Genomic DNA, 12,304 nt, shown 5'->3' with positions numbered 1-12,304 from the left:
GAATATTTAAATTTTGATAAAGTTAATCAAGTAAATTGCATTTGTGATGATTATTAGAAAATTTAATTTTAAAATTTTGATAAATGCTAATAAAATCAATTTAAAAATACCATTATATTTAATACTATCTCTTTAAAACGGCTTAATAAGGGTTTAACCGTGGTTAATCATACAAGTTGAAAATATTGCTGTAAAATATAAGTGGTAATAATGATTGTGTTATAGTTAGAATAATACAATAAATAATATTTAATATTAACAAATATTTTATTGATGCAAAATAAAAATTGTTTAAATTATATAGAAAGCTATAAAATTAATAGTTCAATGCAAATGCTTCTAAAAATAAAAAGGGGCAATTGCCCCTTTTATGAAAATTAAAAACAAGTAGTTTTCAATTAAAACCAATGACCTCTTTTTGACTTAAAATTTATTTTTGTTTATTAAATTTATTTCCGAAAAAGTCGCCTTTATTCCAGGTTGGTCTTTCCTGATCTTGCGCCACTAAGTAACCAATCAGAAAGTTAACTTTAGCATGCATGGCTGCCCCGGTAAAATCAAAAGGCTGATCCATTTCGTCATCTATCTTGTGGTAAATGTTTTTCCGCCAATCCGCAATAATTTTGGCTCCATCCTTTTTAGGATCATCGGTAATAATGCCGCCTTTTATAAATAATGCTGGAACACCTTTTTTGATAAAGCTATAGTGGTCTGAACGGGTAAATACGACTTCTTCCGGTGCCGGATCCGGAGTAATCTGTAACCCAAAAAACTGAGTAGTAGCTTCTACTTGTTTCTTGAGGCTGGAATGTTGGATACCATGGGGAATTATATCTTTTAACGGATATAAGAAAAATGGCATATCTAAAGCCAGGTTTGCTACTATACTATTGCCAGGTACTACCGGATTAGAAGCAAAGTAATCAGAGCCCAGTAAACCTAGTTCTTCGCCGGTACAAGAAAGAAAAATTATAGAGCGCTTGGGTGCCTGGTCTAGTCGTTTATAGGTCTTGGCCATTTCCAGCAGTATAGCCGAACCTGAAGCATTGTCGTGCGCACCATTATTGATAGAATCGCCATTTACAGGCGTGGTAATACCTAAATGATCCAGGTGGGAGGCATAAACTACATACTCATTTTTAAGTTCAGGATCGCTACCGGGCACGATGCCTACAATATTTTGGCTGGCAATACTGGAATGTTTACTGGATACATTTATCTGAGCTTTGGCTGTAAGTGTTTTAGAAGCTGTTTTGCCGGCTTTTAAATTAGATAAGGCCTGAGCCATGGTGATTTTGCTGCCTTCAAATAATTTTTCAGCACTTGGCTGAAAAATATAGCCATAAGTTTGTAATGCCGGAAAATAATTTCCGGGAGTTCCGTCTGGTCCCATCCACTTATAGGAACCTGAGCGGTAGCGGTGCAAATAAGCATCCCAAAGTGTATTATTGGCATTGGCGGCTACTATAGTAAGCACCCCAACCGCACCTTTTGCAACAGCGGCCTGGTGCTTGGCCATTTCTGAAGCATAATAAGCTCGTTCATCGTTTGGGAAGCTGGCTGGCGCACCGGTTAAATACATAACTATTTTGCCTTTAACATTAACCCCGTCGTAATCATCGTACTTAAGTTCTGGAGCTGTAACGCCGTAGCCTACAAAGACAACCTGAGCATTGGCCTGACTCTGGGTTTTGCCAAAATTGGGCATTAAAAAATAATCGGTGCCATACGTTAAAGGAATATTTTGTCCTTTATTCGTGATTTCCAGCGAACTATTTTGCTCCATTACTTCGCCTTTCCGGAAAAGTATTTCCTGGAAATAAGAAGTTTTGTTCACGCCTGGTGTTAACCCAATTTCCTGAAAACGACTCGCCATATATTTAGCAGCCAAATCAAAGCCCCGCTCCCCTATTTTTCTACCTTCAAATAAGTCATCTGATAAAAAAGCCATATTGCTCTTTATGGCTTCCGGGTCAACCTGTTCTAAGCTATTTTTAAGATTGGGGGAATCTAATAACGACTGGTATTGGGCTTGGGCTGCTGTACTCCAAAGCAGGGCACCCATAGTAAAACTATAAGTAATCTTCTTTAAACTTTTAAAGCCTAAAACTGATCTGGAAGAATTTAAAAATAAATGCATGTAAAAAGATTAAATCTGAAAATATACCGCAATCGGGAGCTACGGCTTTTCTACTTGAAAAACTAAAAATACAATTGTTTTTAAGTCAAACCAATTAAGCGACGTAAACCAAAACTTGGGCAAATATGTTGTCCTTATAACTATAGGTTCGGGGATTTAAAATACCCTGATAATAAGCATATAAAACAGTATTGGCGAAATTTTTGTTTAGAGAAGCTTAATCTATAAAACGAAATTGATTTTATCTGGGTTCGGGCAAGGGTATCAAAAGCAAAAGAACATGGAAGCCTATACTGTAATCTAACAATTATTTAAAAATATGAAAATCTCTTATTTATTTATAAAACAGGTTAGCTACCTCCTGCTCTTAATTTTTATAAGTAGTTGCGTTGGTAAGCAAGGCCTTAATACCATTTTCCAGAAGCGGACGCCTTATGAAGCCTATGAACATGGCCTGCGGGAGGCAAAATTGCATAAAACAGCCTTAGGGCAAGCTTGGGTGGCGGCTGGTCAGCAAGCTTTACGCGATTCATTACTGGTTACTTTGCCTTTTCAGGAAACCGGCTATTTTAAAGCCGAGAAACCTGTGGCTGCCAGCTATGTATTTATGGCCAGGCAAGGCGAAGTGATTGACGTACGGGTAACTACCAAAGCGAAACAAGATATAAAACTCTTTCTGGATTTATTTGAATTGGGCAACAATCAGGTAAGACAGGCTAAGCATGTTGCCGCTGCCGATACCACTTCTTTGCAATTAGAATACCGGGTGGATGGCAACCAATCGCATTTGGTTCGGTTGCAGCCGGAATTATTAAAAAGTGGTAGTTTTACTATTACCATTGTAGCCAAACCCTCCTTAGCTTTTCCGGTAAAAGGAAAAGACAGCCGGGCTGTACAAAGCTTTTGGGGGCAAGACCGCGATGGCGGGAAACGGAAACACGAGGGCGTAGATATTTTTGCTGCGAAAGGGACGCCAGTTTTAGCAAGTACGGATGGAATTGTTTCCCGGGTTGGAGAATCTGGCTTAGGTGGCAAAGTAGTTTGGTTATCAGATATAAAGTTAAGTCAAAGTTTATATTATGCGCACCTGGACAAGCAGTTAGTAAGTGCGGGCCAGCGGGTAAAAGCAGGTGATACGCTAGGATTGGTAGGCAATACCGGGAACGCCCGTTTTACTGTTCCCCATTTACATTTTGGTATTTACTCCTTTAATCGGGGTGCCGTAGATCCTTACCCGTTTATTCAGGATAAAAATACCAAACCGGCTCCCCTGCGTGTGAATGACGCTCAGATAGGTCAACTGGGTAGGACTTCAAAGAATAAAACAGTTTTAAGGAATGGGCCAAGCAATAAAGCTACCGCCCTTGCTACTTTGCCCAAAGATACACCCATTGAGATTTTAGGTGGAACATCGGAATGGTATCGGGTACAATTACCTAATGGCAAACCGGGTTTCTTACAAGGTAATTTAGTAGAAAGCCTGGCAAAACCTATTAAAACACAAAGCCTGAAAAACGAGGCAGAATTGATGGAAAAACCCGAAACCCTGGCTGTTCCTATTGCTAAAGTTAAAAAAAATGAAGAGGTAACTGTATTAGGGTTTTATGAAAGTTACCAACTAATAAAATTAGCAGATGGTACGGTGGGTTGGCTGGTTCGTTCTTAAGTTTAAAATTTCCTAAGGGGAGATTTATAGGAAACTGGGAGATTGTCTTCTATTTTTGCCAAAATATTTTTCTCTATGCCTGTAAACCCGAAGCAGCTAAAAATTAAAGATTTTGCTTATTTTTTGCCTGATGACCAGATTGCTAAATATCCGCTTACTGATCGGGCCGCCTCTAAATTACTGTTATATAAAAAAGGTGTTATAGCAGATCACGCATTCTGGGAAATACCTGAGTTATTGCCCTCAAAAACCTTACTTATATTTAATAACACCAAGGTAGTTCAGGCGCGGTTGTATTTTCAGCGCCCAACCGGTAGTACTATAGAGGTGTTTTGTTTGGAGCCGGTTTCCCCTTCCGTCGAAATGCAGCAGGCCATGCAACAAACCGGAGGCTGCACTTGGAAGTGCTTGGTAGGAAACGCAAAACGCTGGAAAGAAGATTTACTGGAATTAGGATTCGAGACCGAAACTGGTATTGCGAAACTAAGGGCAGAAAAGGTGGAGAAATTGTCTGATAGTTACCTGATAAAGTTTAGTTGGGAGCCCCAGGCTTTGACTTTTGCTGAAATACTAGAAAAAGCAGGTAACCTTCCTCTTCCACCTTATTTAAATCGTGATGCCACAGATACCGATAAGCAAACATATCAGACTGTTTATGCCCAAAAAGAGGGTGCAGTAGCTGCTCCAACGGCAGGGTTGCATTTTACGGGAGCTATAATAGAGCAACTAAGGCAAACTGGAACCAAAACAGTTGAGGTTACGCTGCATGTGGGGGCTGGAACATTTAGGCCCGTTAAGGCTGAAGCTATGGCCGAGCATACTATGCATGGAGAAGAAATTTATGTTTCAGTTGGGGCAATAAAAGCATTATTAGAACAATTAGGAGAAAGTATTATTCCGGTTGGTACTACTTCCTTGCGAACCTTGGAAAGCTTGTACTGGTTAGGGATGAAATTGAAAACTTCTGAAAACTTCACTTCCGGTTTAGAACCTTTGCATGTAGATCAATGGCTTCCTTATCAGGATAAAACTGAAATATCAGCCCAAGAAGCCTTGGAAACACTTTTACTTTACCTGGATAAAACGCAACAGGATCATATTCGGGCTACTACGCAATTATTGATTGCTCCAGGGTACCAATTTAAACTGACAACGGGCCTGATAACGAATTTTCACCAACCTGAAAGTACTTTATTGTTGCTGGTTTCGGCATTAATAGGCGAGAACTGGCGGCAAATGTATGACCATGCCTTGCAAAATAATTATCGGTTTTTAAGTTACGGCGATTCTTCTTTGTTGCTTCCTTAAATACTAATATGTAAATAATGAAAAATATGTCTGCCTTTTAAAGTTAAATGCCTGATAGCTTTTTGTAATTATTTATCTATTTTCAGTTCTTTATTAATTTAAATTCAGATGTACCGATACTTTTTGATTCTTGCCTTATTTTTGGGCATTAATACTTGTGGCCAGGCGCAAAAAGTCCGGGTGGCAGTGGCAGCCAATGCGCAATTTGTGGCGGAGTTACTGAAACAGGCATTTGAAAAAGAAACGGGTGCAGAACTGGAACTGATTATTGGCTCTTCTGGCAAGCTGACTACCCAAATACAGCAAGGCGCTCCTTTTGATATTCTTTTATCGGCAGATACTCATTATCCGGCAGCTTTGGAGAAAGCTGGTTTAGCCGCAAGCAAACCTAAAATATATGCTTATGGCGCCTTAGTACTTTGGACTACTAAGAATATAGATTTAACTAAAGGGGTACCAGTTGTGTTATCTCCTGCTATTAAAAAAATAGCGGTGGCAAATGCTCAAACGGCACCCTATGGGGCAGCAGCCCTGCAAGTCTTGAGTTATTTTAATGTAAATGCAGCGGTTAAACCTAAAATAGTAAATGGAGAAAGTGTTGCCCAAGTGAATCAGTATGTTTTGTCAGGGGCAGTTGATTTAGGTTTTACGGCCAAATCGGTGGTACTGGAGCCTGCTATGAAAGTAAAAGGCAACTGGGTAGAAATCAGCAAAAAAGCGTACTCCCCTATTGCCCAAAGTGCTGTTTTATTAAATGGGGCTAAAAAAAGAAACTGGAAGAATGCCCGGCTTTTTTATAATTTTCTGTATAGTACCAAAGCTAAAGCTATATTTACAAAATACGGATATAGTGTAAAGTAAATAGTTCTCAGGTAATGAATCAGGTTTTAGGTATTATTTCGCAAATAGAATCGGGCGAGGATATTTCGTTAATAACCATTGCCGCTTGGGAAGAACAATTTTATTCACTCGTTATTGATACTCCCGATACAGCTCCTTATCTCAAAATTGGCCAGGAAGTAATTATGGTTTTTAAGGAAACAGAAATGGCTATTGGGAAAAATTTGTCTGGTGGGCTTAGTTCGCGAAATTGTTTTCCTGGCAGCATTACTAAAATAATAAGTGGTAAAATCTTATCCAGTGTTTACCTGGATTATAAAGGACAGATTCTTTGCGCTATAATAACCACCCAATCGGTAAAAGCACTGAATTTACTCATTGGGGATCATGTTATAGGTCTGGTAAAAACAAATGAGGTGTCCATAATGCAAAAAACTTACTGATGGCATTGGATTGGCAACCTATATGGCTTACGTTGCAGCTGGCTACCGTTACAACTGCTTTGCTCCTAATTATAGGCATACCCGTGGCCTTGTGGTTGGCTAATGCTACTTCCCGTTTTAAACCTGTTGTAGAGGCTATTATTAGTTTACCACTTGTATTACCGCCTTCTGTTCTCGGTTTTTATTTATTATTAGCCTTTAGTCCTAGTAGGGCCTTAGGGAAATTTTTAAGCGAAAATTTTGATTTGCAACTAGTTTTTTCATTTGCCGGTCTGGTGGTTGGTTCTATTATATATAGTTTGCCATTTATGGTACAACCGGTGCAGGCAGGTTTAGAAGCAATTCCTTCTTCTTTAAAAGAAGCTTCTTATACCTTAGGAAAATCTAAACTGGAAACTTTGCTAAAAGTAATATTGCCTAATATAAAACCCTCTTTGTTAACCGGGATGGTTCTTTCTTTTGCTCATACCATTGGAGAGTTTGGTTTAGTGTTAATGATTGGAGGGAATATTCCAGATCAAACCCGCGTGGTTTCCATTGCCATCTATCACGAAGTTGAAACATTAGATTATGCTTCGGCCCATATCTACTCTTTCATTTTGCTGATACTGGCCTTTTCTATATTATTATCAGTTTATCTGCTGAATAAGCGACTGGTTAAAGCCTTTTAATATGATTCAGATTCAAATCCAAAAATCATTGCTAATGGCAGAAGGTAAGCTGAACTTGGACGTGGATTTTCGCTTGGAAATGGGTAGTTTTTGTACCCTTTACGGCAAATCAGGTGCCGGAAAAACTACTATTCTTAAAATATTGGCTGGACTTGTTCAGCCTGATGCAGGATTCATTCAGGTAAATGACCAGGTCTGGCTGGATACCGCTAAAAACATTAACCTTGCACCTCAGAAAAGAAATATAGGTTTTGTTTTTCAGGATTATGCCTTGTTTCCTAACATGACTGTCCGGGAAAACTTGGTCTATGCCGCACAAAGCAAAGAAGACTTAAGTGCCATAGATGATTTGCTTCAGCGTGCCTCCTTGCTTTCGTTAGCAGATCGGAAACCATTAACATTATCGGGAGGGCAGCAACAGCGAGTTGCTTTGGTGCGGGCATTGGTCCGGAAGCCACCGATACTCTTATTGGATGAGCCCCTTTCTGCTTTAGACCTGGAAATGCGGCAATTGTTGCAAGATCAGATTTATCAGTTACATAAATCTTTCGGAACAACTACTTTATTGGTTAGCCACCAGTTGTCAGAAATTTACCGGTTATCAGACCAGATTATTTCTCTGGATAAGGGAAAGGTTATAGCCCAAGGCCCACCCGCCGAAATTTTTGGAAAAGAGCGCCTAAGTAGTAAAATTCAATTAGTTGGCGAGGTGCTGGCTATTAAAAAAAGTGATGTAATTTATATTCTGGATGTATTGATTGGGAATAATATTATTAAAACAGTGGCAACAGAGGATGAGGTAACTAATTTGCAACCTGGCGATACTGTTACTGTTTTTACCAAAGCTTTTAATCCTATAATTAAAAAAAGATAATTTTACTGCAAGGCTTCCGCTAAATCAATGTCAATTTGCAGCACCAATCGGCCATCATCTTCGGCAATATAGCTTAACGTATGTTTGTCGCTGCTTAAACCCAAAGACCAGGTACTATTGCGCGCTGCACCTAATAACTGTTTAGTGTAACCATCGGCCGGAAAAACCATCACATAGTTATTAGTTTCCTCCTCGTTTCGGCCACCATACATCGAAATTTCAGCTTGGGCTCCATCCGGTCTTTTATTTTCGTGCTGTAGCCAATAACCATTTTTATCCTTCCCAAAAATAAGCGTCCGGTAAATGTTATTTCCAACATGTACCGGAATTTCAAGTCTGTTGCGGGAAGTTTTATTGACTTCTACCCAAAGAGGTTCTCCCCGAAACGGAGCCTCCTCCCCGGCAGGAAATACAATATTGCCTGGGTACTTTTTACCGGAAAATTGTTCAACGGTTTCATAAAAAGTATCAGGTTTTTTCTTTATATAAATTTTGTTAGAACAACTAATCAGGATTAGGGAAGAAAGCAAACAGATGTAAAATATTCTTAACCCTAAGAAAGCAGGCCTTGTTGTGTAAAGTAAATCCAATTATTTATTTTTTTTTAAGGTGAATTGTTCTTTTTGCAAATAAGCCTTTTTAAAAGGCGAATTACACAATTTAGGTGAGAATCATAATATAATATAAAAAGTTTCCTGACTGAGTAAGTTCTTGTTTTTATCCTAGTCATGAAAAAGAAAGCCATAGTTTCTATTATCTATTTAAATTTACCTTAAAAAAAATATTTCTTCCGCTATCATAATTTTTCTTCTCAAACATTATGATATTAAAATAAACTTTCTTAAAATTGCCGCATCAAAAAACAAATAAAGTGAGAACAATTCCGAACGTAAACTTTTACTACTACTTCTATTTTAGTACCTCCCTGGGGTGTTAAGGAATAGTATTGCGTTTAGAAACAAAATATAAATCCAGAAGCCCCGAAAATTCGGGGCTTTTTTTATTACTATGAATCCAAACTTAAAAATAGCTATTCAGGGTGGTCCTGCTTCTTTCCATGATGTAGTGGCCCAGCAATATTTTGCTCCCCAAACCATTGACATTATTCCCTGCATGACCTTTCAACGGGTTTTTGCTTTGGTAAAAAATGGTGAAGCAGATTTTGGCGTAATTGCTATTGAAAATTATTTAGCTGGTAGTATACTGGGTAATTATACTTTGCTGCACGACTACCCGGTTTCTATTGTTGGAGAAGCTTATTTGCCTATTGAACAAAATTTGCTGGCTTTGCCCGGACAAACTTTGGAAGATATCCGCATTGTACGCTCCCATCCGATGGCTTTGCTGCAATGCACTAATTTTCTGGAAGAGCATTCGTATATGCAAGCCATTGAATCGGCGGATACTGCTGAAAGTGCCCGTGAAATCAGAGAAAATAATTTATCTGGTGTGGCAGCCATAGCCAGCAGAGCGGCAGCGGCATTATATGGATTGGATATAGTAGAGGAATGCATAGAGAACTATAAAGAGAATTACACCCGCTTTATGGTTATCTCAGGCAAGCCCTTAAAAGATGTATCGGGGGCCAATAAAGCTTCCGTAAATTTTCAGTTGCACCACCGGGCAGGCGAGTTGGCTAATATCCTGGATGTGTTCCGGGAATTACACATAAACTTATCCCTGATACAATCTATTCCTATAATAAGTGATCCTAATGAGTTTACTATTTTACTGGATCTGGAGTGGGAAGATTATAATGAGTTTACTGCGGCTATTGAAAAAATCAGGCCTATGGTAGTAGAAATTAAAATACTGGGTATCTATAAAAGAGGAGTTAAATAATATGATTATCCCAAAGGCAAATCGTTTAGACCATGTGCAGGAATATTACTTCGCCCGTAAATTAGCTGAAGTACGTAACCTGATGGCTCAGGGGCATGATGTGGTAAATTTAGGTATTGGTGACCCGGATTTACCGGCTTCGGATGAAACTGTAACCGCATTAACCCAATCAGCACAAAACCCAAAAAACCATGGTTACCAACCATACAGGTCTATTCTGGCTTTGCGCCAGGCTTTTGCAAACTGGTATAGCAGCACATACAATGTTACCTTAAACCCGGAAACAGAGGTATTGCCTTTGCTGGGATCAAAAGAAGGTATTTTTCATATTGCTATGGCTTTTTTAAATCCGGGAGATCAGGTTTTGGTACCTAATCCGGGGTATCCGGCTTATGCTGCCGTAGCCAAGTTAGTGAATGCCGAACCTGTGTTCTTTGACCTGACTGAGGATACCAACTGGTTACCAGATTTGGCTGCTTTAAGAGCTTTGGATACAAGCCGGGTTAAATTAATGTTCCTGAACTACCCGAACATGCCTACCGGCGCATTGGCTTCTGAGGCAGATTTTGAAAAGATAATTGAATTTGCCCGGGAACGTGAAATTTTAATCGTTCATGATAATCCTTATAGCCTGGTTTTGAACGAAAAAGCTCCAATTAGCATTTTACATGCAGCAGGTGCTATGGATTGTTGTGTAGAGTTAAACTCTATGAGTAAATCCTTTAACATGGCTGGTTGGCGTATTGGTATGGTAGCCGGACAGAAGGAATATATTGATGCCATTATTGCCGTGAAAAGTAACCTGGATTCCGGCATGTTTCTTCCTGTTCAGCATGCAGCGGTACAGGCTTTAAGTAATTCTGATAACTGGCACCAGGAGCGCAATGCGGTTTACCGGAAACGCCGGGAATTAGTTTATGAGTTACTGGATGTTTTGCATTGTAAATATTCGAAAGAAGCTACCGGAATGTTTGTTTGGGGCCGGGTTCCGGATGATGTGGAAGATGTAGAAGCATTTTTAGATCGTATTCTTTACCAGGCAAATGTATTTTTAACGCCCGGTAAAATATTTGGTTCCAACGGGGAACGGTACGTGCGGATTTCGGTTTGTGCAACTGAAGAGAATATCCGGAAAGCAATTAAAAATGTTAAAGCTTTATTAATTAATGCTTAATTTTTTAATTAATAGAAGATAATAAAAACAATATATAATTTATAATAAGTAACTTTGAACTTTAATCATATTATTTGTCATGAGTAAACCAAGTATCGACCTGTTGCCAACTTCGGCTTTAATTAATGAAGATGGGTCACCGCTTTTAATTGCCGGCCCTTGCAGCGCCGAATCGGAAGAGCAAGTTTTACAGACTGCTCATTTAATCAAGAACAACGTGCCAGGCGTAACCGTTTACCGGGCTGGTGTTTGGAAACCACGTACGCGTCCAAATAGCTTTGAAGGTGTTGGTATTCCTGCTCTAAAATGGTTAAAGCGTGTAAAACAAGAGACTGGTTTAAAAGTAGCGGTTGAAGTTGCTAATACCCAACACGTTTATGAGTCATTAAAGGCTGGTATCGATATTCTTTGGATAGGTGCCCGTACTACAGTAAACCCATTTACTGTACAGGAAATTGCTGATGCTTTACGCGGTGTTGATATTCCGGTTTTAGTTAAAAACCCGGTTAACCCGGATTTACAATTATGGTTAGGTGCTATTGAGCGTTTAAACCAGGCTGGTATACGCCAGTTAGGTGGAATTCACAGAGGTTTTTCTACTTTTGATAATGCGCCTTACCGGAACCAACCAAAATGGAATAGCGCTATTGAGTTCAAACGTTTAGTGCCAGAGTTGCCATTAATCTGCGATCCAAGCCACATTGCTGGTAGACGTGATTTATTGCAGCCAATTGCACAGAAAGCAATGGATTTAGCTATGGACGGTTTAATGATCGAAACACACATTGATCCATCAGTAGCTTTAAGTGATGCATCACAACAAGTAACACCTGCTGATTTACATAAATTATTATCAAGCATCCGTTTCACCAAAGAAGATGCAGACGGTGAAGATCACCACCTGTTGGAAGATATGCGTCGGAACATTGACCAGGTAGATAAAGAATTAATTGAGGTGCTTGCTCGTCGTACACGTTTATCCCGTACAATTGGTCAGTACAAAAAAGATCACAACATGACCATTTTACAGGTTAAACGTTGGGACCAAATGTTAGAAGATATTTTAAACAAAGGCATAAATGAAGGTCTGGACGAAAAATTTGTTCGTGCTATTTTCCAGACTATCCATACAAACTCTATCAATATTCAAACAGAGATTGTAAACGGTAAAGTGGAAGCATAATTCCTTTTTAGCTTTAAATTAAACCCTTCCTGCCCACTCATATATTTGAGAAAGCAGGAAGGGTTTTTTTATTAATATTATATTATAAAGGAACTCTCTAATATAAGCTGAGCTAAATTATTATTTGTTTAGTGCAAAACAAATTATTCCTTTTAGTAGCTGC

Annotated in this window: 11 protein-coding genes; 9 read left to right on the top strand and 2 right to left on the bottom strand. The window is 39.0% G+C overall.

The features are described from left to right. Nucleotides 1-430: 430 nt before the first annotated feature. Nucleotides 431-2,140 carry a M28 family metallopeptidase gene (locus ADHAQ_RS26545; RefSeq protein WP_084523927.1) on the bottom strand — a complete coding sequence of 570 codons (1,710 nt, stop codon included), beginning with the start codon at nt 2,138-2,140 and terminating at the stop codon, nt 431-433. Between the two features lie 319 nt (nt 2,141-2,459). On the opposite strand from ADHAQ_RS26545, the gene ADHAQ_RS0120755 reads away from it, so the two are divergent. The 6 genes from ADHAQ_RS0120755 (at nt 2,460) to ADHAQ_RS0120730 (ending at nt 7,942) form a co-directional block, all read left to right on the top strand. Then, nucleotides 2,460-3,806 carry a peptidoglycan DD-metalloendopeptidase family protein gene (locus tag ADHAQ_RS0120755; RefSeq protein ID WP_026464570.1) on the top strand — a complete coding sequence of 449 codons (1,347 nt, stop codon included), beginning with the start codon at nt 2,460-2,462 and terminating at the stop codon, nt 3,804-3,806. Between the two features lie 42 nt (nt 3,807-3,848). Next, a complete protein-coding gene (locus tag ADHAQ_RS0120750) occupies nt 3,849-5,114 on the top strand; it encodes an S-adenosylmethionine:tRNA ribosyltransferase-isomerase (RefSeq protein ID WP_245590645.1) in 1,266 nt (421 codons plus the stop codon). A 108-nt stretch (nt 5,115-5,222) separates the two neighbouring features. Beyond that, nucleotides 5,223-5,975, top strand: coding sequence for a molybdate ABC transporter substrate-binding protein (modA, locus tag ADHAQ_RS0120745; protein WP_034256972.1), 753 nt, complete (start codon nt 5,223-5,225; stop codon nt 5,973-5,975). Nucleotides 5,976-5,989: 14 nt separating this feature from the next. After that, on the top strand, nt 5,990-6,397 hold the full coding sequence (locus tag ADHAQ_RS0120740; protein WP_026464567.1) for a TOBE domain-containing protein: 408 nt from the start codon (nt 5,990-5,992) through the stop codon (nt 6,395-6,397). Then, nucleotides 6,397-7,068 carry a molybdate ABC transporter permease subunit gene (gene modB, locus ADHAQ_RS0120735; protein ID WP_026464566.1) on the top strand — a complete coding sequence of 224 codons (672 nt, stop codon included), beginning with the start codon at nt 6,397-6,399 and terminating at the stop codon, nt 7,066-7,068. Before ADHAQ_RS0120740 ends, modB begins: the two co-directional genes overlap by 1 nt. A 1-nt stretch (nt 7,069) precedes the next feature. After that, complete coding sequence (locus ADHAQ_RS0120730; protein WP_026464565.1) at nt 7,070-7,942, top strand: ATP-binding cassette domain-containing protein; 873 nt, start codon at nt 7,070-7,072, stop codon at nt 7,940-7,942. A gap of 2 nt (nt 7,943-7,944) precedes the next feature. Here the strand turns inward: ADHAQ_RS0120730 and ADHAQ_RS26540 are convergent, their stop codons facing one another. Further along, a complete protein-coding gene (locus tag ADHAQ_RS26540) occupies nt 7,945-8,472 on the bottom strand; it encodes a hypothetical protein (RefSeq protein ID WP_157433477.1) in 528 nt (175 codons plus the stop codon). A 478-nt stretch (nt 8,473-8,950) separates the two neighbouring features. Between ADHAQ_RS26540 and ADHAQ_RS0120720 the strand changes: the two genes are divergently transcribed. The 3 genes from ADHAQ_RS0120720 to ADHAQ_RS0120710 all read left to right on the top strand — a co-directional run bounded on the left by ADHAQ_RS0120720 (nt 8,951) and on the right by ADHAQ_RS0120710 (nt 12,141). Continuing rightward, complete coding sequence (locus tag ADHAQ_RS0120720) at nt 8,951-9,784, top strand: prephenate dehydratase (protein ID WP_026464564.1); 834 nt, start codon at nt 8,951-8,953, stop codon at nt 9,782-9,784. 1 nt (nt 9,785) lies between these two features. After that, a complete protein-coding gene (locus ADHAQ_RS0120715; protein ID WP_034256970.1) occupies nt 9,786-10,958 on the top strand; it encodes a pyridoxal phosphate-dependent aminotransferase in 1,173 nt (390 codons plus the stop codon). 79 nt (nt 10,959-11,037) lie between these two features. Continuing rightward, nucleotides 11,038-12,141 carry a chorismate mutase gene (locus tag ADHAQ_RS0120710; protein WP_051360064.1) on the top strand — a complete coding sequence of 368 codons (1,104 nt, stop codon included), beginning with the start codon at nt 11,038-11,040 and terminating at the stop codon, nt 12,139-12,141. Nucleotides 12,142-12,304: the final 163 nt, after the last annotated feature.

Origin of the sequence: Adhaeribacter aquaticus DSM 16391 (genome assembly GCF_000473365.1) — a bacterium.
Taxonomy (GTDB): Bacteria; Bacteroidota; Bacteroidia; order Cytophagales; family Hymenobacteraceae; genus Adhaeribacter; species Adhaeribacter aquaticus.
This window is presented reverse-complemented; position numbering and strand designations above follow the sequence as displayed.